Here is a 21,178-nt window from a genome sequence, read left to right as displayed (position 1 = left end):
TTCCAATATTAAGACACCAGAGAGGAAAAAGAAAGCTGGAGCGGCAAGGAGCCGCTGCCAACTTCCGTTATATTGCAGGTTTTACGCTTTGTTGGAAGAACCAAACTCGCGCATTTTACCGATTACTGTTTCCTTGATCGCTTCACGGGCAGGTCCGAGGTACTTACGCGGATCGTACATTTCTGTGTTGTCCGCAAGTACTTCGCGTACACGCTTGGCAGAGGAAATCTGGTTTTCAGTGTTTACGTTGATTTTTGCTGTTCCAAGGGAAATCGCACGCTGGATATCCTTTGTCGGGATGCCTGTTCCACCGTGAAGAACGAGCGGCACACCTGTAAGCTTGGACACTTCCTCCATGCGGTCAAAGCCGAGGTTCGGCTCACCTTTGTAAGGGCCGTGTACAGAACCAAGGGCCGGCGCGAAGCAGTCTACTTTTGTTTCGCGTACAAGCTCGTCACACTCAGCCGGAATCGCATACGCTGCTTCCGCGTCGTCAACGATGATGTCGTCTTCCTGCCCGCCGATACGGCCAAGCTCTGCCTCTACGGAAATTCCAAGTGTGTGTGCAACATCAACCACTTTCTTCGTAAGGGCGATGTTTTCTTCAAGCGGGTGGTGGGAACCGTCGATCATGACAGAAGTAAATCCTGCATAAATCGCTTCCACACATTTTTCGAAGCTTGAACCGTGGTCAAGGTGGATCGCCACAGGTACAGTAACTTCATAGGACTCGATGAGAGATTCAACGATTCTTACAACCGTTTTGAATCCTCCCATGTATTTTGCAGCACCCTCGGACACACCAAGGATTACCGGAGACTGCTCTTCCTGAGCTGCCTGCAGGATCGCCTGGGTAAACTCAAGGTTGTTCAGGTTAAACTGACCAATTGCGTACCCTTCTGCTCTTCCTTTGTCAAGCATTTCCTTCATTGAAACTAAAGGCATTCTGAATATCCTCCTTTAAATATCACGAGCATTATGATCACCCTTGGAATGGGCAAATACTGGTATACAGACGATAGTGATACTATTTGCATCAGTGTGATGTTTTATCCTTACCATCTGTACATTCCGGACGTTTGCAGACGTTTCCGTTCGTATTTCCTGCTCATGCAAAAAAGCCATGATTTACCGTTTCATCACAGCCGTTCTTCGGAACAAACATTCCAACAGGTTGATTCACTCATCCATTATAGCATAACCTGTCGGGATTTCACCCTTAAAACCGAAGAATTCAGGATAAAACGGGAGACCACGGCTCAGGTGTACAGACGGCTTTTTCCCTTCGTTTCCTGCAGCAGGGTTTTAAGGAGTAATCAGGCAAGAAGATGCTCCTTTACCTTCTGCCGCACTTCGTCAATATCGAATGGTTTCGGGAAATGAGCCAGTGCCCCGAGCTTCTTTGCTTCGTTGATCATTTCCAGTTCACCATAAGCTGTCATCATAATCACATTTGTGTCGACTTCCAGCTTTTTAATCTCTCTGAGAATCTCCAGGCCGTCCATGCCGGGAATTTTCATGTCCAGCAGAACAAGATCCGGGCCTTTCTGTTTCACGATGTTAAGTGCCTGCTTTCCGTTTGAGGCTTCATATGTTTCATAGCCGTCTTTTTCAAACACTTCATGAAGCAGAACCCTGATTCCGTACTGATCATCAACAATTAACAGCTTCTTCTTCACCCTTGTTCCCCCTTTTCAGATGATATATCATCTCCAAAAATTCTCCCACTTCACATATTCGATAAAAAGAACGATTCTCCTTTTTTTCGTCAGGATTTGCGTTGGTTTTTTCAGTATACTTCATTATACTGGATGCAGAATAGTTTAAAAGGTCTCTAGTAGACCTCCAGAAAAAGACTTATGTTCATATACGGCGGACTCCCCCGTATTTCCACGATACCACAGAGTGCACAAAATTAAACGTTGTGAGGTGTCTGCTTTGCAAAAAATATTTTTGACCCAGGTCCAAGGTCTGGTAAACAAGATGAACGATTCTTATGAGGAAGCATTTGAAGACGGTGCCCGGATGATCGCTCAGTCGATTTTGAGCGGCGCAAAGATAGGGATTCATGCAGCCGGTGATATGGAAGGCATTCTTGCCCAGGCAGTAAAAGGTGTCGACCGTTTCGAAGGTCTTGAGGAAGTGGATGCAGCATCAGCAGATTCATTTTCTGAACGTGATACTGTCATGCTGTTCAGTCCTTCACCGAATGAAGCGGAAATATGCATGCTCTGCGACCAGCTCAGACAGCGCGGTGTCAGCACCGTTGCCTTATTTACCGGTGAAAAACGGGAGGAAGGGCCCTCCCTGCAGGATCTTGCTGACGTGACGGTGGATCTTGGTGTAACACGGGGGCTGGTGCCTGGTGAGGACGGTGAGCGGAAAGGCCATCCCCGTCTTCTCGCAGCACTCTACGCCTACTATTCGCTGTTTTTTACGGTGGATGAGATTCTCGAAGAACACGAAGATTAGGTAAAAAAATGACCCGGCAGCGTGTAAGCTGACCGGGTCATTTTTTTAATCTGTTTTCGGAAAAATTGTTGTTTTATTACGCTGCAGGCGGACGCTTTCCGCGGGAGTCGCCGCCTTTGGCTTCAAAATAATTAATAATGAAACGGGGAAAGTATTTTCCGATTACTGATTTTTATGAAGGCTCGCCTGAATGAAGTCGCGGAATAGCGGCTGCGGACGTGTTGGCCGGGAGACAAATTCCGGGTGGAACTGGGATGCGATAAAGTAAGGGTGATCCTCAATCTCCACAATTTCCACGAGGCGCCCGTCCGGGCTCGTACCGGAGAAGATAAATCCTGCTGCTTCCATCTCCTCGCGGTATTCATTATTGAACTCGTAGCGGTGGCGGTGACGCTCGTAAACAACCTGCTCACCGTATGAATCATAGGCAGTTGTGCCTTCTTTAAGCTTACATGGATAAAGACCGAGGCGCAGCGTCCCCCCAAAGTCTTCAACATCCTTCTGTTCAGGAAGAAGGTCGATAACCGGGAACGGCGTCTGGGGATCAAGCTCTGCCGAGTGTGCCCCTTCTTTGTTCAGGACGTTGCGGGCAAATTCAACAGAAGCCAGCTGCATACCCAGGCAGATGCCAAGGAACGGCACCTTGTTTGTCCGTGCGTATTCAATCGCAGCAATTTTACCTTCCACTCCCCGGTCGCCAAACCCGCCGGGAACAAGGACGCCGTCTGCATCCTTCAGCAGCTCGGCTGCATTTTCACGTGTCACTTCCTCGGAATTGATCCACTGAATATCCACATCGGCGTCATGTTCAAAGCCGGCATGCTTCAGTGCTTCTGCCACACTGAGATACGCATCCTGAAGTGCCACGTATTTCCCTACAAGGGCAATGGTCGTCTTCCTGGAAAGACTGGTCACTTTATTGACAAGAGCCTTCCACTCTTCCATGTTCGCTTCGGCCTCAGGCAGGCTGAGGAATTTACATACGTAATCGTCAAAATCCTGGCGCTGAAGTTCAAGCGGGACCTGGTAAAGAGTATCGGCGTCGCGGGCCTCAATGACCGCTTCTTTTTCAATGTCACAGAAGAGGGCAATCTTGTCTTTCATATCCTCCGGCACGGGACGCTCGGTACGGACAACGATGACGTTCGGCTGGATACCAAGACTGCGAAGCTCTTTAACGCTGTGCTGGGTCGGCTTGGATTTCATTTCACCGGCAGCAGACAGGTACGGGATCAGGGTACAGTGAATGTACATCACATTTCCGACGCCTACATCGCTCTTAATCTGACGGATCGCTTCAAGAAACGGAAGGCTTTCAATGTCCCCCACTGTTCCGCCGATTTCAGTAATGACCACGTCTGGATTTCCGTCTTTTGATGCTCTGAAAATGCGGTCTTTCAGTTCGTTTGTAATGTGAGGGATAACCTGCACCGTTCCGCCGAGGTAATCTCCGCGGCGCTCTTTTTTCAGTACGCTGGAATAGATTTTCCCTGTTGTAACGTTACTGTTTTTATTCAGATTAATATCGATGAATCGCTCATAATGGCCCAGGTCAAGGTCTGTTTCCGCTCCGTCGCCTGTAACAAACACTTCCCCGTGCTGGTAGGGGCTCATTGTCCCCGGATCCACGTTGATGTACGGGTCGAATTTCTGAATCGTCACTTTCAGTCCCCGGTTCTTCAGGAGGCGTCCGAGTGAGGCTGCTGTAATCCCTTTTCCAAGCGAAGAAACCACTCCGCCGGTCACGAAAATATACTTGGTCATGACTTTCCCTTCTTTCATTAGAATTCTCTCACACTTGCTGCAGGCACGGACATTGGCCATGCTGCCGAATCGGCGGGTTCTTCCGCCATTAGGATAACCGTGAATGAAAAAATGATGTTTGATCCGGGGGTGGGTTTGTGCCGGATTGTCCTATATAAAACAAAAAAAGTGCCGCCTCAATTCATAATCATTGAGGGGCACTCTGATTTAATCAGTCGTGTAATATAAAAACGTTCTGTAAAGCCCAAAATAGATTGTACCCAGTTTGACACCGCATGTCAAGACAGCTTTTGCAGGAGGTTCAGGCTACCTGTCCTCTTCCTCGTCCGCCTCGTCGTCTTCTTCACTGAAGTCTTCATCTTCTTCGGCATCCAGATCTTCGTCTTCAAAGTCTTCGTCTTCATCTTCTTCATTGGCAAGTTCGTCAAGCTCATCTTCAAGATCCTCGAACTCGTCGAAGTCGTCATCTTCACTGTCAAAAAGATCGTCCTCGTCTTCATCAGCAGAGGCTTTCATCTTTTTCTTCTTTGGTTTGTTCGTCTGGGAAAGCTCTTCCTCGGACTGATCAAACGGGTACCATGCGCGAAGGCCCCACTTGTTATCACCGAGGTTCACGAAGCGCCCGTCCAGTGACATTTCTGTATAAAGATTGGCGATCCGGTCTTTGAGTTCCTCATTGGAGATCTCTTTCATTTCGGAGACCTGCTTCAGAAGAACGTGATATTCCTCCGAGCTCCCTTTTTCCTTCATAACCTCATAGGCAATTTCAAGCATGGACAATTCCTTCAGTTCAATTTCATCATATTGCTTTAAACTCACAGACGGCACTTCCTTTCGCCAGAATATAATCACAGTCTATTTGTATCATCATTGCATTGTTTCTGTCAGGCAGATGAATCGCACCCTCCATTATATAGAAAACTCTGCCGTTCGCCAAGTGCTGAAACAAATGCTTTTCCGGGCCGGCTCCGGGCCGGAAAGCAGGGTGCTTTTTTACTTGTGCAGTATCCATTTTAACCATACTGCCAGGGTTCAAACACAGGCATTTATTAATTTCAGAGTTCAGCATCCCGGAGCCCTCTTTGCAGACCTGCTTTCACTGTGCTTTAAACAACCATGCAAATAAAAGCACCCCCGGGAAAATGACCGTCCTCCCGGGGGCAAAGAAAACAAACACTATTGGTTACAGATTCCGGCGGTACTGGCCGCCTACTTCATAGAGGGCGTTGGTAATCTGACCGAGACTCGCGTGGCGCACTGTGCGCATGAGCTCCTCGAACAGGTTGCCGCCGTCAAGGGCAGTCTGTTTAAGCTGCTCCAGTGCCCGTGCACCTTCTTCGCTGTGGGCGTTCTGGAAATGCTTCAGATGCTCGATCTGGCCTTCCTTTTCCTCTTTGGTGGCACGTGCCAGCTCCATCTCGAAATCGTCTTCTGACGGCTGGTTCGGGTTGATGTACGTGTTCACCCCGACAATCGGAAGCTCGCCTGAGTGTTTCTTCGTTTCATAGAGAAGCGACTCTTCCTGAATTTTTCCCCGCTGGTACTGGGTCTCCATAGCACCGAGAACGCCGCCGCGGTCGTTGAGGCGCTCCATCTCCATGAGCACCGCTTCTTCCACCAGGTCCGTCAGCTCGTCGATAATAAATGAGCCCTGCAGGGAGTTCTCATTTTTCGCGAGGCCAAGCTCTTTGGTAATGATCATCTGGATCGCCATGGCGCGGCGTACGGACTCCTCCGTCGGCGTGGTCACCGCTTCGTCGTAGGCGTTCGTGTGCAGGGAGTTACAGTTGTCGTAAATCGCAAGCAGCGCCTGAAGCGTCGTACGGATGTCGTTAAAGTCCACTTCCTGCGCGTGGAGGGAGCGGCCGGAAGTCTGAATGTGGTATTTGAGCTTCTGGCTGCGTTCGTTGGCTCCGTACTTGTTTTTCATGGCCACTGACCAGATCCGGCGGGCCACGCGGCCAATTACGGTATATTCCGGATCGAGGCCGTTACTGAAGAAGAACGACAGGTTCGGGGCGAAATCGTTCACGTTCATGCCCCGGCTCAGATAGTACTCCACATACGTAAAGCCGTTGGAGAGTGTAAACGCCAGCTGGCTGATCGGGTTCGCTCCTGCTTCGGCGATATGATAGCCGCTGATCGAAACTGAGTAGTAGTTTCGCACCTTATTGTCGATAAAGTACTGCTGGATGTCCCCCATCATGCGCAGAGCGAATTCCGTGGAGAAAATACACGTATTCTGTCCCTGGTCCTCTTTGAGGATATCGGCCTGAACGGTTCCGCGGACTGTGGCAACTGTCCGGGCTTCGATGTCAGCGCGTTCTTCCTCTGACGGTGCCCGCCCGTGTTCCGATTCAAAGAAACCGATCTGCTGGTCAATCGCTGTGTTCATGAACATGGCAAGAATGATCGGTGCAGGTCCATTGATCGTCATGGAAACAGACGTGCTCGGTGCGCAGAGGTCGAAGCCGTCGTACAGTTTTTTCATATCGTCGAGGGTACAGATGCTTACACCACTCTCCCCGACTTTTCCGTAAATGTCCGGACGATGCCCCGGGTCCTCTCCGTAAAGGGTAACCGAGTCAAAAGCCGTGGACAGACGTTTCGCTTCGTCGTCCTCGGAAAGATAGTGGAAACGGCGGTTGGTTCTCTCCGGTGACCCTTCACCGGCAAACTGACGCTTCGGATCCTCGCCTTTTCGTTTAAAAGGAAATACCCCTGCTGTATACGGAAATTTGCCCGGTACGTTCTCACGACGCACCCATCGCACAATTTCGCCGTAATCCTCGTACTTTGGAAGGGACACTTTTGGAATATCGATCCCGGACAGGCTGCGGGTTTTCAGCTCTGTGACGATCTCCTTATCACGGATTTTCGTTACAAACTCATCCTTTGCGTACGCTTCCTTCGTATCCTCCCACGTATCGAGAACCTGCTTCGTTTCCGGCTCCATCGCCTGGGAGTAGTGATCGCGCATCTCAAGAAGGGAACCGTGCCCCTCAAGTTCCCTGCCTTCTTCCTTAAACGCCTCGAGCGTGCCTTCAATCTGGTAGAGTCTCCGGGCTTTCTTCGCTTCTTCCTCTGTTTTTTCGTGGTAGCCTCTAACGGTCTGGGCAATTTCACGCAGATAGTGAACCTGCTCAGGCGGGATGATGGCATCCTTTGCCGTGAGCTTGTCGTTTTTGCCGAGCTCTGTCAGCCACGTGCCGCCGCACTTATTGTCCAGCACTCTGGCGAGTTCAAAAAACAGGCGGTTAGTGCCCGGATCGTTGAACTGGCTCGCAATTGTGCCATACACCGGCATGTTCTCAGGCGCTTCCTCGAACAGCGTATGGCTGCGCTGATACGTTTTCCGGACTTCCCGGAGCGCATCCTCACTGCCTTTCCGGTCAAATTTATTAATCGCGATAAGATCGGCAAAATCGATCATGTCGATTTTTTCAAGCTGGGATGGTGCACCGAACTCGCTTGTCATGACGTACATGCTCACATCGGCTACATCGGAAATTGCTGCATCCCCCTGGCCGATTCCGCTCGTCTCTACAATAATCATGTCGAATCCGGCTTTTTTCACAACGCGGATCGCTTCTTCAACCGCCTTGGAAAGCTCCTGGCGGCTGTCACGTGTGGCGAGACTTCTCATGTACACGCGCGGATGGTGAATGGCGTTCATCCGGATCCGGTCACCAAGCAGCGCTCCTCCTGTTTTCTTTTTCGTTGGATCCACGCTCAGGATCGCCAGTGTTTTGTCATCGTACGCCCGGATGAAACGGCGGACCAGCTCATCGGTGAGGGAGCTTTTACCCGCTCCGCCCGTTCCGGTAATTCCCAGCACAGGCACGTCAGCAAGCTCCGCCTGGTTGACCGCTTCCTCAAACAGCGTTTCGGCGCTGGCAGCAACTTCCTCACTGCTGAACGCCCGCTTTTCAGCAACAGTGATCATCCGGGCAATATGGGCCGGTTCGCGCTGTTCAAGACGGGAAATATCCACTCCCGACACGTCGTCGAGAGGAAAGTCGCACTGTTCCATCATATCGTTGATCATACCCTGGAGCCCCATTCTGCGGCCGTCTTCAGGGGAGTAGATCCGGGTAATGCCATAGTCGTGAAGCTCTTTAATTTCGGCAGGGATAATGACACCTCCACCGCCACCGAAAATTTTCACGTGGCTGGCGCCCCGTTCTTTAAGAGAATCGTATAAGTACTTGAAGTATTCCACGTGTCCGCCCTGGTAAGACGAGATCGCCACACCCTGGACGTCTTCCTGAACAACAGCGTCCACTACTTCCTCCACCGAGCGGTTATGGCCGAGGTGAATCACTTCGGCGCCGGTGGCCTGAAGCATCCTTCTCATAATGTTTATAGACGCATCGTGCCCGTCAAACAGCCCCGAAGCTGTGACAAAGCGGACCGGATTGTTTGTTTCATAGCGTTTCATGCTGCTTTTACCTCCTTTGAGTCCTTGTAGGACGGGAGCTGCCGATGGCGGTCCCGTTTCTGTCCTTCAATTATGTGCTCGTGCGTATTTCAGGAACTTCCTCTTTCGCCTCCTGCTTCAGTCCAAACCCTTCAAACAGCTGCCGGAGCTGAAGGTCACAGTAGCGGTCAATGGTATACTCGCGCTGCACAATCCAGCGGCGGAACGTCCACATATGACCGGCTACAAGAATGTTGTGGCAGGCGAGGCCCAGCTCTTCCTTCGTCATTGTCAGGTACCCTGCGTCGATACAGTTACGAAGCTCTTTTTCAAACATTTCCTTCATGCGGAGCTCTTTTTCGAGAACATAATTCCGCGCTTCGCCTGACAGTGACTTGGAGTTCTGGTACATGACGAGAACTTCATCCTGAAGCGCATCGACAACTCTGAAGTAGGCTTCGATTACCTGTCTCAGCCGCTCGAGTCCGTTCAGATTTTCATCCATCAGCTCTGCCCATTTGTCCACTACCATATCGTAGACCGAATCACAGACGAGATAGAGAATATCCTCCTTTGACCCGATGTATTCGTAAAGGGTGCCGATGCTGAATCCCGATTTCTGCGCCACTTCCCGGGTTGTCGTTTTGTGATAGCCTTTTTCGTTAAACAGCTCAACGGCTGCCTTTACAATCTGGTCGCGCCGTTTTGTAATAAGCCGCTGGTCTTTCACCATAGAAGGTACCTGTTTTTTCTTCACTTGCCGCCCCCCTTTCTTTCTGTGGTTCTGTAAGTAGGATCTATTTGAGTTGAGGATTACTTTGAAGAAAATGTGTATACCCCTCCGTCAGTTTTGAGTAGCTCCGCTGAACGCCATCCGCTCGCTTTCCGCGGCGGTGCCGGCGAGCCTCCGCGAGCTTCGCCCTGCGGGGTCTCGCCTGGCGAAAAAACTCCCTGCTTCTTCCTCTGCAGGTGTAGCTCTGAAGCAAAATACGTCGAAGCACCTCGAAGTTAGAGCATGATGCGGATGCTCGCCACTGCCGCAGGAGTATCGCTGCTGGCGCCAGCTACGCATAAGAACGGTTTACTGACTAAAAGGTATACTCATTTTGAAGAATGCTGTTATCGGGAAGATTGTTGTTTTATTACGCTGCAGGCAGACGCTTTCCGCTCCCTAATTAATATTGACAATCTATCTGAAAACAGCTTCGAAGAATTCATTAATTACCGTGACCCGGACTATCCGCCAGCTGACGTTTCCATTTTTCATAGAGTGTCTCTGCTGTCTCGTACGGATCCGGCGTTTCACCTGCTTTCGCCATTCGCTGGAGTTCATCAGCTACGAGAGATGATATTTCTCCGGCAAAGCTGTCTTTCATGCGCCTCGTAATCTCTGTTTCCAGCTGTGTTATCTTTTTCTCTCTGTTTTCACCGGATTCGCTCAGGTGATGATAGTGACTGTTTAAGAGACGAACCGTTTCCTCCATCCCTTTTCCTTCGATGGAGACAGTCTCTACGATCGGCGGTTTCCACTGTTTCTGCTCTGCGGTTAAATGAAGCAGATCTTCCACTTCCCCCTTCAGCTGTCCGACACCGGGAAGATCGGCTTTGTTAATCACGAACAGGTCGGCAATTTCCATAATGCCCGCCTTGAATGCCTGAATCACGTCACCACCCGAGGGATAAAGAACGAGAGCCACCGTATCGGCAACTTTCATAATATCGAGCTCGCTCTGTCCGACCCCCACCGTTTCCACGATGACAAGATCCAGACCCGAAGCGTCCATGAGCCTAATAGCGTCCTTGCACGCTTCCGACAGGCCGCCGAGGCTTCCCCGCGTGCCCATGCTCCGGATAAATACCCCCTCGTCTTCCTCGTGATCCCGCATCCGTACGCGGTCCCCGAGAAGCGCGCCTCCCGAAAAAGGGCTGGTGGGGTCCACTGCCACAACACCCACCGTTTTGCCCTCCTTCCGCCACACCTTAATGAGGCCGTTTACGAGAGAGCTTTTGCCGGCACCGGGTGATCCCGTAATCCCGATCACATGTGCCTCGCCGGTACGGGAAAAGAGAGTGGTGAGAAGCGCCTGTTTTTCCGGGTGATCGTTTTCAATATGAGTAATCCCCCGGGCAAGTGCTCTCAGCTCCCCTTTTAAAATGCGTTCTGCAAGCTGCTCCATTCCCTTTCCCGCCTTTCCGGTTCCGTCCTAGTCTGCAAGCAGCATCTTGGAGATAACAAGACGCTGGATTTCGTTTGTTCCTTCGTAGATCTGTGTAATTTTCGCGTCACGCATGTAGCGCTCAACAGGGTATTCCTTGATGTAGCCGTAGCCGCCGAAAACCTGTACTGCTTCGGTAGTCACTTCCATCGCCGTGTCCCCTGCAAACAGTTTTGACATGGCGGATTGAAGCCCGTAGGAAATACCCTTGCTTTCACGCCACGCTGCCTGATAGGTGAGAAGACGGGATGCTTCGATTTTTGTAGCCATATCCGCAAGTTTGAAGGCGATGCCCTGCTGTACGCCGATCGGCTTGCCGAACTGCTTGCGCTCTTTTGCATAGTCAACCGACGCATCAAGGGCACCCTGGGCGATTCCGACAGCCTGTGCCGCAATGCCGTTTCGCCCGCCGTCCAGAGTCATCATGGCGATCTTAAAGCCTTCCCCTTCTTTTCCGAGCATGTTTTCCGCCGGTACGCGGCACTGGTCGAAAATAATTTCAAGGGTCGGGGACGAGCGAATACCAAGTTTGCTTTCCTTTTTACCCATGGAAAAGCCCGGCGTGCCTTTTTCAACGATGAAGGCCGAGACGCCTTTATGCTTTTTCTCGGGATCTGTTACGGCAAAAACAACATAAATCTCTGCTTCGCCTGCGTTTGTGATAAAGATCTTTGAACCGTCGAGAATATAGTCGTCTCCGTCACGTTTCGCCGTTGTTTTCATGTTGGCCGCGTCGCTTCCGGAGCCTGGCTCCGTCAGCCCATATGCCCCCATCTTTTTCCCTTCTGCCATCGGGCGGAGGTATTTCTGCTTCTGTTCTTCTGTTCCGAACGTGTAGATCGGCCAGCCGGCAAGGGAAATGTGGGCAGACAGGGTAACGCCGGTTGATCCGCAGACGCGGGAAAGCTCTTCGACTGCAATTACGTAGCTGAGATAGTCGGCTCCGATTCCGCCGTACTCTTCCGGCCACGGAATACCTGTGAGGCCGAGCTCACCCATTTGATCAAAAATAGCCCGGTCGAAACGCTCTTCTTCGTCGCGCTCTGCTGCTGTTGGTGCTACTTCGTTTTCGGCAAAATCACGGACCATCTTCCGGATCATCTGCTGTTCTTCTGTTAGTAGGAATTCCATTTTGTTTCTCCTCCATTTTGAAAGCCTGTAAGGGGCTTTTTTCTCGTTGTTAAGGTGATGCTTTTCAGTCACAGCTGCAGGCGGACGCTTTCCGCGGGCAGGGCCTCAGCCTCCTCGGGAAAATCACCCTCCGGGGTCTTCTGCTCCCGCTTTTCCCGCCGGAGTCGCCGCCTTTCGCTTTAAACACTTACCTGGTTAAAATACAAAAAATCCAAAGTAAAATATTTAAAAATCTGTTCTAAATCTTTGTTAAAAAGTGCGGAGCTTCACGTCGGCAGTGAGACTCCCGGCAATGAGCGTTTTCTTCACGAGTAAGCTGCGAGCTGCTTCGACACAGCCAGCTCCGGAGCGTTACTGGAAGAGGAAGAAGCAATGGAGGCCTGGCGAGACCCCGCAGGCAGAGCCGATGAGGCTTGCCGGCATCGCCGCGGAAAGCGAACGGACGGCGTGAAGCGGAGCTTCTGATAAAGAGCCGTTTCAGCCATTCGATCAGGATCCGCTAATGCCCGGGCCCAGGGGCCGGGTGGGATTTTTATCTGTTCATAAGCCCCTTGCTGATCACCAGGTGCTGGATTTCATTTGTGCCTTCGTATATCTGGGTTACTTTGGCGTCGCGGAAGAACCGCTCCGGTGCGTACTCTTTGATATAGCCGTAGCCGCCGAGAACCTGAATGGCTTCTGTGGCCACTTTCATGGCGGCGTCGGAAGCGAACATTTTTGCCATGGAGGCTTCGGTTCCGCACGGTTTGCCGTGGTGTCGGAGGTTCGCTGCCCGGTAGGTGAGCAGTTTTGCCGCTTCCACCTGGGTTGCCATATCGGCAAGCTTGAAGGCGATCCCCTGCTGCTTTCCGATCGATTTTCCGAACTGCTTCCGCTCTTTCGCATAGGCTGTGGCATGTTCAAGGGCTGCCTCGGCGATGCCGAGCGCCTGGGCTGCGATGCCGATCCGGCCCATGTCGAGGTTGGCCATGGCCACTTTGAAGCCCTCCCCTTCTCCGCCGAGAAGGTTTTCCTCCGGCACTTCTGCATCCTCAAAAGAAAGGGACGAGGTATTGGAGCCGTGAAGCCCCATTTTCTTTTCCTTTGCGCCGATCACAAAACCGGGGGTGTCTTTTTCAACGATAAATGCGCTGATGCCTCTCGCCCCAGGCGCTTTCGTATCGGTTTTTGCAAATGCCACGTACGTATCCGCCGCCCCTGCGTTTGTAATAAACACTTTGGAGCCGTTCAGGATGTACCGGTCGCCTTTTTTCACGGCTGTCGTCTTCATGCCGGCAGCATCACTTCCGGACCCCGGCTCTGTCAGGGCAAATGCACCGAGGTATTCGCCTGAAGCAAGCTTCGGTACGTAGCGCTGCTTCTGCTCTTCACTTCCGAAGTACACAATCGGGTTGGTACCCACCGACGTGTGTACCGACAGGATGACGCCAAGGGTAGCGCTCACTTTCGAAAGCTCGTGTATAGCGAGGATGTAGGAGGGAAAATCCATCCCCGCCCCGCCGTACTGCTCTTCAATCGGAATACCCATGAGGCCGAGGGCACCCATTTCCTTTACAAGCTCGTGGGGAAATTCGTCTGTTTTTTCCATGTGGGGCACTGCTTTACTGACTTTCTCCTCGGCAAACTGGCGGACCATTTTCCGCATCATGTCATGCTCTTCGCTCCATCTAAGTTCCATGTTCTCACTCCGTTCCTAGCTGTACTGGTAAAAACCGCGACCTGCTTTCTTTCCGTTCCAGCCGGCTTTTACATATTTTCTGAGAAGCGGACACGGACGATATTTCGTATCACCGAAGCCGTCATGCAGCGTCTCCATAATATAGAGGCACGTGTCGAGACCGATAAAATCAGCCAGCTGCAGCGGGCCCATCGGGTGATTCATGCCGAGCTTCATCACTTCATCCACATCTTCCGGGGAAGCGACGCCTTCGTACACGGTGTAAATTGCCTCGTTGATCATCGGCATAAGAATCCGGTTGGAGACAAATCCGGGGAAGTCCTGAACTTCTACAGCTGTTTTTCCGAGATTTTCGGACATCTGCTTAATGGCATCGAAAACTTCCTGATCAGTTGCAAGTCCTCGGATAATTTCAACCAGCTTCATTACCGGAACCGGGTTCATAAAGTGCATTCCGATCACTTTTTCAGGTCGGTTTGTTTCTGCGGCGATTTCCGTGATCGGCAGGCTTGATGTGTTTGTAGCAAGAATGGCGTGGTCCGGGGCGATGGCATCGAGCTGTTTGAAGATGCTCTTCTTCACGTCCATGTTTTCCACTGCCGCCTCAATGACAAGATCCACGTCTGATGCGTTGTTCAGGTCAGTGGAGGAGGAGATCTGACGGAGAAAGCGCTCCATGTCTGCTTCTGAAATCCGCTCTTTTTTCACTTGTTTTTCGAGCTGTTTCTTTATGCCGTCGAGGCCTTTCTGCACGTATTCTTCCTGGATGTCGTGGAGGGCGACTTCGTATCCGTTCATGGCACATACCTGTGCAATTCCGGATCCCATCTGCCCTGCTCCAACGACCATTACGCGTTTAATATCCATGTATGTGAGGTCTCCTTTATTGGTGGTGTTCTTGTTTTCAAACAAAACCGGCTCCGTTGAAAGGTGTCGCTTCCGTTGTTCAACGGAGCGGCGGTCATTAACGTAACGCTCAAATCACTAAAAGATTGCTGCTATTCCACTAAAGGCGGACGCTTTCCGCAGGAGTCGCCGCCTTTCGCTTCATACACTTCTTTCAAAAAGCACAATCCCTCCGAAGACACCTTAACGTCACTATTTCACTTCAATCATGACGGCGTCGCCCTGGCCGCCGCCGCTGCAGATGGCTGCGATTCCGATTCCGCCTCCGCGGCGTTTGAGTTCGTGGGCAAGTGTCAGAATTACGCGGGTGCCGCTTGCGCCGATCGGGTGACCGAGGGCGACCGCACCGCCGTTAACGTTGATTTTTTCAGGGTCAATCTCTGCAATTTTTCCGCTGGCAAGGGATACTGCAGCAAATGCTTCGTTAATTTCAAAAAGATCGATGTCACTCAGGGACTTACCTGTTTTCTCAAGCAGTTTGTTAATGACAAGGCCAGGTGTTTTCGGGAAATTTTCAGGCTCAACCGCAAGCTGCGTATGGGCAACGATCGTGGCAAGGGTGTCAAGGCCGCGCTCTTTCGCTTTGTCCTCGTCCATAACGACAAGTGCAGCTGCTCCGTCATTGACCCCTGGTGCGTTACCGGCTGTGATCGTGCCGTCTGCACCGAATACCGGCTTCAGTTTGGCAAGCTTCTCAACACTCGTATCGCTACGCGGAGATTCGTCCTGCTCCACAACCAGCGGGTCGCCTTTACGCTGCGGCACTTCCACAGGAACGATTTCGTCGGCGAACTTGCCTGCGTTGATCGCTTCGGCTGCGCGCTGATGACTTCTGTAGGACCACTCGTCCTGCTCCTGGCGGCTCAGGCTGTATTCGTCCGCTGTTTTGTTTCCGTAGTTGCCCATGTGAACGCCTTTAAACGTACATGTAAGGCCGTCATGAATCATCATATCTTCAAATTTGGCAGGTCCCATCTTCAGGCCGAACCGTGCGTTTTTCACAAAATACGGTGCCTGGCTCATGGATTCCATTCCGCCTGCAACGACTGTATCCATCTCGCCGGAACGGATCAGAATATCAGCCAGCGTTACGCTCCGCATTCCTGATGCACACACTTTGTTAATCGTTTCGGTTTCTGTTTCCCACGGCAGCCCTGCATGGTGCATCGCCTGTCTTGACGGAAGCTGGCCCTGGCCGCCCTGAAGAACGGATCCCATGATGACGTGCTGGACGTCTTCTTTTTTCACGTTTGCTCTCTCAAGTGCTGCGGAGATGGCTTTGCCTCCAAGCTCTGAAGCTGAAAATCCTGCAAGTTTTCCTCCAAGTTTACCGACCGGTGTACGGGCACCGCTTACAATCACTGATTTTGCCATTGTGTATTCCTCCTCATATTTACCGGCTTGTGCCGGGGGTTTCATTGTTAACAGGGTAATGAATGAAGTAAGAAAGGGTCAGCTTCACACCTTACGCTCGCTTTCCGCGGCGATGCCGGCAAGCCTCCTCAGTTTCGCCTCCGGGGTCTTGCCTGGCCTCCATTGCCGCAGGAGTCGCTTCAGGTGTGAGGCTTCGCATGTGTACACCTGTTTTTCTTTACAAAGTATGGAGCGGAAAGCGTCCGCCTTCAGAAGAAATCCTTCTGGTCCATAACAATTCACAGGCAGCGGACTCACCATTTTGTTTATTAAATGTGTATGCACCTGCACGCGGCGATTGAACGCTCGCTCAGTCCACCTGCACAGGAAAGACACCCGCCTTCAGTAAAGCGCTTACAATAAGCTGGTGAAAAAGATCCGGCCGGGAGCCCCCGCGGTGGCAACGGCTCCCTTTCCGGACAAAATAGACAGGTCTATACCTACTTCTTTATGCAGTGACAGAATCCTTTTTTGTTTCAAGAGATTTTTCTAAAATTTCAACAATATCCATCGTTTTCACGTCTTCTTCTACTTCTTTCGATTTCGTACCGTCGCTTAGCATGGTGAGACAGTATGGGCATCCGCTTCCGATGACCGACGGACTCACTTCAAGAGCCTGTTCGGTACGGGCTTCGTTCACCCGGGTACCGGTGTCTTCCTCCATCCACATCATGCCTCCGCCGGCGCCGCAGCACATGCCGTTTTCCCGGTTCCGTTCCATTTCAACGACCTGAACGCCCGGAATCGCTTTCAGAACTTCACGAGGCGGATCATATACATCGTTGTAGCGGCCAAGGTAGCAGGAATCATGGTACGTGATTACTTCGTTTACTTCCTTCGTCGGCTTGATCAGGCCGTCGCGAACCCACTCGAAGAGGAGCTCTGTATGGTGGTACACTTCCGCTTCAAGGCCGAAGTCAGGATATTCGTTTTTCAGTGTGTTGTAGGCGTGAGGATCGATCGTAACGATCTTTTTCACGTCATTTTTTTCAAATTCCGCGATGTTTGCCGTGGCAAGCTCCTGGAACAGGAATTCGTTTCCGATCCGGCGCGGTGTATCCCCGGAGTTCTTTTCCTTGTTTCCGAGAATCGCAAATTTGATGCCCGCCTCGTTCATCACTTTCGCAAATGACTGGGCGATCTTCTGGCTTCTGTTATCGTAGGAGCCCATCGATCCGACAAAGAAGAGGTATTCGAATTCCTCACCGGACTTCTTGAGCTCTTTTACGGTCGGTGCTTCGATGTCGTCCCGGCCGTCGCGCCATTTTTCGCGCTCTTTCCGGTTAATTCCCCACGGGTTGCCCTGGCGCTCAATGTTTGTAATCGCGCGCTGGGCTTCAGGGTCCATTTTCCCTTCAGTAAGTACAAGGTAGCGGCGCATGTCGATAATTTTATCCACGTGCTCGTTTGCCACCGGACACTGATCCTCACAGTTGCGGCACGTTGTACAGGCCCACAGTTCCTCTTCTGTAATAACGTCTCCGATCAGGCTCACGTCATAGGCTTCAGAAGCGGCGGCTGCTTCCTGTGCTGCCAGCTGGTTGCCGGTTTTGTGATTGAACGCGTATGTCGGCATCCACGGTTTGCGGGAGGTGACTGCCGCTCCTTTATCCGTAAGGTGATCACGCATTTTCACGATGAGATCCATCGGTGACAGCATTTTTCCTGTGCCGGTTGCCGGACACATATTCGTACAGCGTCCACATTCCACACAGGCGTAAAGATCGAGAAGCTGCTTCTGGTCAAACTCTTCGATTTCGTTTTTCCCGAACTTCTCGGCGTCTTCGTCTTCAAAGTTGATCGGTTTAAGCTGGCCGGTTTTGTGAGTCGGCCCCAGGTATACGTTGGCAGGTCCGGCGATCAGGTGCGCGTGCTTGCCCTGCGGGATGTACACGAGGAACACGAGCAGGAACAGAAGGTGTGCCCACCAGAACACAAAGAACAGTGCCCCTGCTGCACCGGCACCGATCGGGCTCATCACGGCTGCAATTCCTGTTGCAATCGGCTCCGCCCATGTAGCGGATTTGCCGAGCCAGATCATTTCCATCCCTTTGGCCATGAGCTTGGAAACCATGAGACCTCCGATGAAAATCAGGACGAGTCCCGCTTTGAAATTCTGTTTCAGGCGGACGAGCTTTTCCACGTAGCGGCGGTGGAATGCCCAGACGACCGCCACAAGAATCATGACGACAACGATTTCCTGGAAGAAAGTAAATGCCGGATATAACGGTCCGAGCGGCAGGTGTGACCCGGTCGCAAGTCCTTTCCAGATCAGATCAATCGCGCTGAGCTGGACGAGGAGGAACCCGTAGAAAAACATAATGTGAATAATACCGCTTTTCTTATCCTTCAATAATTTTTTCTGTCCGAAAACCTGGGCGATGAACGCGTCTTTGCGCTCCTTGAAAGTCCGGTTGAATTCGGCCTTCTGTCCCAGCTTAATGTATTCGATTCTTGTCTTGACCAGTGTGGCGAAAAGATAAAGCGCGTAACCGGTTACAAGAATGAACATCAGCCAGTTGATAAGTATTGGATCCATGATGCTAACAGCCCCTTTCGAAGTTTTCTCTGCATCGACTCCAAAAAGTCAAAAGAGAAGAGTTTTTCTGAATTTTGTTTTTTATTATATCACAAGAAAGAATGAATGAGTATTCAGTCAGGTCCCTTTTTTAAAAAAAGGCCCGGTTCTTTTTCGACACAATGGATTGAAAACGGACCGGTTAGGGAAAATAACAGGAACACCCGCGGTCTTGGCCGATCGGGATTATGCGTACGTCAGCCAGGGAGGGAACACCCTTGACCTTATTGAATATTATTCTGATTGTGCTTGCCGTTTTCCTGATCCTCGGAATTTGGTTTACGGTGGATTTTATCATTGCCAGGAGGATTCATGAAAAGCACACACCCCCTTACAAAGAACCGCCTGTCCACAAAAGCGATGTGGATTTTTTTGCACGCGGAGACAGGCTTTTTGACCATATGTTCGGACAGATTGAGCAGGCAGAGGATCACATTCATATGCTGTTCTACATTTTCAGGGATGACGATATCAGTAAAAAGATGCTCAACCGGCTAATGGATAAGGCACGTGAGGGTGTTGAAGTCCGTCTCATGGTGGATTTTATGGGAATGCGGATTGGCAGAAAGCATAAAAAAGACCTGCGAAAAGCGGGCGTTCATCTTGTTCTGACCCATAAGCCGTCCCTGCCGTTTCTGTTCTACTCGGCCAATAAACGAAATCACCGGAAAATCACCGTCATTGACGGGCGGATTGCCTACATTGGCGGATTCAACGTCGGTGACGAATATCTCGGCCGTGATCCGAACTTCGGTCCGTGGCGGGATTATCATCTCGCTGTCCGGGGGGAAGGCGTCAATGACCTCCAGGACGTATTTTTACGCGACTGGGCGGCGGCATCAGGAGAGGATATCGTTGGTGAAAACCATTACTATCCCGAGCAGCATCCCGGTGCAAAAACGATGCAGGTGTTTGCCTCAAACGGCTCCCACATCGAAGAGCTCGCAATAAAACTGATTGAAAAAGCCGAGAATTCAATCGTCATCGGCACACCCTATTTCGTTCCGGGCCGTGTAGTGAAAAATGCCCTGGTTAAAGCTGCCAAGCGGGGGGTCGATATCCGGGTCATCATTCCGAAAAATCCCGATCACCCTCTCGTCATTCATGCTGCCTATCCCTATTTCCGGGAACTGATCGAGGCTGGAGTCGATATTCATATGTACTTCCAGGGATTCTACCACTCCAAGGCCATCATCGTGGATGATAAAGTGTGCGATATCGGCACAGCTAATTTTGACAAACGGAGCTTCCGGATCAACCGCGAAATTAACTGTCTGATTCACGATGCCCAGTGGATCCGCCAGATTATGATTCAGATAAACGAGGACCTCAACAGAAGTGACCGTGTGACGATTGAACACCTGAACAACCGCTCCCTCCTGAAACGGGGCAAGGAAAGCATCGCCACCCTCCTCTCCCCGCTGATTTGACGGGGTTAAGGTTTTGAGGAGGCTGGGATTTTTTGTTTGACGGCCTGCATTTTCTGTATTGGTGGACTTAATTTGTGTTTAGCGGCCTTAGATGCAAAAAGCGATATATCAACCTTAAAGGGAGTGGTCTGTGAATGAACATACGGTTCGGCTTCGTTTCCCACGCCCTTTCAATCTGGAACGCCTCCCCGGCACATACAGTCACCTGGGCCCGGGCAAAAGAGTTGTCCAAAGACGCACGCACCGAAAAACTGCATGAAGTAACGGCCAAAAACATTGCTCATACCAAGCGGGCGATTCACTACTGTATCGCCCATGAAATTAATCTGTTCCGCCTGTCCTCCTCCATGGTCCCTCTCGCCACTCACCCGGACGCGGCGTGGGATTTTGTTACCCCGTTCCGCCGGGAATGGGAGGAACTCGGCGAACTGATCCGCTCTGCTGGTATCCGCACCAGTTTTCATCCTAACCAGTTTACGCTCTTCACCTCGCCGAAAGACGATGTGACCGAGCGCTCAATCGAAGACATCCGCTATCACGACAAAATGGCACAGGCAATGGATCTTCCCGCCTGCCGGTTCGTCCTTCACGTTGGCGGCGCGTATGGGGACAAGCAGTCCGCACTGAAACGTTTCTCGGAGAACATCAGGAAGCTGCCGGATGGACTCCGGGACCGGCTTATGATCGAAAACGATGACAAGTCCTATCACGGAGACGATGTCCTCACACTCTGCAGGTCTGAAAAGCTTCCCTTTATATTTGATTACCACCATCACGTCGTTTACAGCGGAGAAAGCTCCGTGGCCAATCTTCTTCCCGGCCTGTTTGATACATGGAACGAAACCGGCCTTCCGCCGAAAGTCCACCTCTCCTCCCCCAAAGACGGCAGGCGTTCACGGGCCCACGCCGATGGGCTTGACCTGGAGTTTGTCCGTCCGTTTCTGGAGACGATGCGGGAATTCGGCCGCGACTTTGACGTTATGATTGAGGCAAAACAAAAAGACAAGGCGCTCCTGTCATTTCTGGAGCACCTTGAAAAAGTACGGGGTGTAAACCGGATTGCCGGCGCCACCGTCAGTTATAAGCCATAAGATAAGCCCGGCCTCGAACACACCAGCCGGGCTTTCTTTGTATTTTGGGAATACGTACAATTGAGGACCTTCCTTACAG

At 51.3% G+C, this 21,178-nt stretch carries 15 protein-coding genes; 3 read left to right on the top strand and 12 right to left on the bottom strand.

Annotated features, from left to right (window positions below):
* Positions 1 to 81 precede the first annotated feature (81 nt).
* Together fba and FGB90_RS07965 are read right to left on the bottom strand one after the other, a co-directional pair.
* Complete coding sequence (fba, locus tag FGB90_RS07970) at positions 82 to 945, bottom strand: class II fructose-1,6-bisphosphate aldolase (protein WP_138810300.1); 864 nt, start codon at positions 943 to 945, stop codon at positions 82 to 84.
* 371 nt (positions 946 to 1,316) lie between these two features.
* The gene (locus tag FGB90_RS07965; protein ID WP_138810299.1) at positions 1,317 to 1,679 is read right to left on the bottom strand and encodes a response regulator; all 363 of its coding nucleotides are present in this window, start codon (positions 1,677 to 1,679) and stop codon (positions 1,317 to 1,319) included.
* 226 nt (positions 1,680 to 1,905) lie between these two features.
* On the opposite strand from FGB90_RS07965, the gene FGB90_RS07960 reads away from it, so the two are divergent.
* Positions 1,906 to 2,472, top strand: coding sequence for a DUF2529 family protein (locus FGB90_RS07960; protein ID WP_306419227.1), 567 nt, complete (start codon positions 1,906 to 1,908; stop codon positions 2,470 to 2,472).
* A gap of 162 nt (positions 2,473 to 2,634) precedes the next feature.
* On the opposite strand, the gene pyrG is transcribed toward FGB90_RS07960, so the two are convergent.
* From pyrG to FGB90_RS07910, 10 genes are all read right to left on the bottom strand, one after another.
* On the bottom strand, positions 2,635 to 4,236 hold the full coding sequence (gene pyrG, locus FGB90_RS07955; RefSeq protein WP_138810297.1) for a CTP synthase: 1,602 nt from the start codon (positions 4,234 to 4,236) through the stop codon (positions 2,635 to 2,637).
* A 306-nt stretch (positions 4,237 to 4,542) separates the two neighbouring features.
* On the bottom strand, positions 4,543 to 5,055 hold the full coding sequence (rpoE, locus tag FGB90_RS07950) for a DNA-directed RNA polymerase subunit delta (protein WP_138810296.1): 513 nt from the start codon (positions 5,053 to 5,055) through the stop codon (positions 4,543 to 4,545).
* Between the two features lie 364 nt (positions 5,056 to 5,419).
* A complete protein-coding gene (icmF, locus tag FGB90_RS07945; protein ID WP_138810295.1) occupies positions 5,420 to 8,677 on the bottom strand; it encodes a fused isobutyryl-CoA mutase/GTPase IcmF in 3,258 nt (1,085 codons plus the stop codon).
* A 70-nt stretch (positions 8,678 to 8,747) separates the two neighbouring features.
* The gene (locus FGB90_RS07940) at positions 8,748 to 9,413 is read right to left on the bottom strand and encodes a TetR/AcrR family transcriptional regulator (RefSeq protein ID WP_138810294.1); all 666 of its coding nucleotides are present in this window, start codon (positions 9,411 to 9,413) and stop codon (positions 8,748 to 8,750) included.
* 460 nt (positions 9,414 to 9,873) lie between these two features.
* The gene (meaB, locus tag FGB90_RS07935) at positions 9,874 to 10,833 is read right to left on the bottom strand and encodes a methylmalonyl Co-A mutase-associated GTPase MeaB (RefSeq protein ID WP_138810293.1); all 960 of its coding nucleotides are present in this window, start codon (positions 10,831 to 10,833) and stop codon (positions 9,874 to 9,876) included.
* Between the two features lie 27 nt (positions 10,834 to 10,860).
* Entirely contained in the window at positions 10,861 to 12,003 is a 1,143-nt protein-coding gene (locus FGB90_RS07930; protein ID WP_138810292.1) for an acyl-CoA dehydrogenase, read from the bottom strand.
* A gap of 532 nt (positions 12,004 to 12,535) precedes the next feature.
* The gene (locus FGB90_RS07925) at positions 12,536 to 13,681 is read right to left on the bottom strand and encodes an acyl-CoA dehydrogenase (RefSeq protein WP_138810291.1); all 1,146 of its coding nucleotides are present in this window, start codon (positions 13,679 to 13,681) and stop codon (positions 12,536 to 12,538) included.
* Positions 13,682 to 13,696: 15 nt separating this feature from the next.
* Positions 13,697 to 14,548 (bottom strand): 3-hydroxybutyryl-CoA dehydrogenase, encoded by an 852-nt coding sequence (locus FGB90_RS07920; RefSeq protein ID WP_138810290.1) that lies wholly within the window; start codon positions 14,546 to 14,548, stop codon positions 13,697 to 13,699.
* Between the two features lie 231 nt (positions 14,549 to 14,779).
* A complete protein-coding gene (locus FGB90_RS07915) occupies positions 14,780 to 15,961 on the bottom strand; it encodes an acetyl-CoA C-acetyltransferase (RefSeq protein WP_138810289.1) in 1,182 nt (393 codons plus the stop codon).
* Between the two features lie 487 nt (positions 15,962 to 16,448).
* A complete protein-coding gene (locus FGB90_RS07910; protein ID WP_438502687.1) occupies positions 16,449 to 18,539 on the bottom strand; it encodes a (Fe-S)-binding protein in 2,091 nt (696 codons plus the stop codon).
* A gap of 257 nt (positions 18,540 to 18,796) precedes the next feature.
* Here FGB90_RS07910 and cls point away from each other — a divergent pair, with 257 nt between their 5' ends.
* Together cls and uvsE are read left to right on the top strand one after the other, a co-directional pair.
* Positions 18,797 to 20,008 (top strand): cardiolipin synthase, encoded by a 1,212-nt coding sequence (cls, locus tag FGB90_RS07905; RefSeq protein WP_246056104.1) that lies wholly within the window; start codon positions 18,797 to 18,799, stop codon positions 20,006 to 20,008.
* 134 nt (positions 20,009 to 20,142) lie between these two features.
* Positions 20,143 to 21,099, top strand: a complete 957-nt coding sequence (gene uvsE / locus FGB90_RS07900; protein ID WP_138810286.1) for a UV DNA damage repair endonuclease UvsE — start codon at positions 20,143 to 20,145, stop codon at positions 21,097 to 21,099.
* Positions 21,100 to 21,178 lie beyond the last annotated feature (79 nt).

Origin of the sequence: Alteribacter natronophilus (assembly GCF_006007885.1) — a bacterium.
GTDB lineage: Bacteria > Bacillota > Bacilli > Bacillales > Salisediminibacteriaceae > Alteribacter > Alteribacter natronophilus.
This window is presented reverse-complemented; position numbering and strand designations above follow the sequence as displayed.

What these genes read in the sequence shown, in the direction of transcription:
- FGB90_RS07915 (WP_138810289.1), bottom strand. Translation starts at nt 15,961, where the DNA reads ATGGCAAAATCAGTGATTGTAAGCGGTGCCCGTACACCGGTCGGTAAA.
- FGB90_RS07920 (WP_138810290.1), bottom strand. Translation starts at nt 14,548, where the DNA reads ATGGATATTAAACGCGTAATGGTCGTTGGAGCAGGGCAGATGGGATCC.
- pyrG (WP_138810297.1), bottom strand. Translation starts at nt 4,236, where the DNA reads ATGACCAAGTATATTTTCGTGACCGGCGGAGTGGTTTCTTCGCTTGGA.
- FGB90_RS07910 (WP_438502687.1), bottom strand. Translation starts at nt 18,539, where the DNA reads ATGGATCCAATACTTATCAACTGGCTGATGTTCATTCTTGTAACCGGT.
- fba (WP_138810300.1), bottom strand. Translation starts at nt 945, where the DNA reads ATGCCTTTAGTTTCAATGAAGGAAATGCTTGACAAAGGAAGAGCAGAA.
- uvsE (WP_138810286.1), top strand. Translation starts at nt 20,143, where the DNA reads ATGAACATACGGTTCGGCTTCGTTTCCCACGCCCTTTCAATCTGGAAC.
- meaB (WP_138810293.1), bottom strand. Translation starts at nt 10,833, where the DNA reads ATGGAGCAGCTTGCAGAACGCATTTTAAAAGGGGAGCTGAGAGCACTT.
- icmF (WP_138810295.1), bottom strand. Translation starts at nt 8,677, where the DNA reads ATGAAACGCTATGAAACAAACAATCCGGTCCGCTTTGTCACAGCTTCG.
- FGB90_RS07925 (WP_138810291.1), bottom strand. Translation starts at nt 13,681, where the DNA reads ATGGAACTTAGATGGAGCGAAGAGCATGACATGATGCGGAAAATGGTC.
- FGB90_RS07930 (WP_138810292.1), bottom strand. Translation starts at nt 12,003, where the DNA reads ATGGAATTCCTACTAACAGAAGAACAGCAGATGATCCGGAAGATGGTC.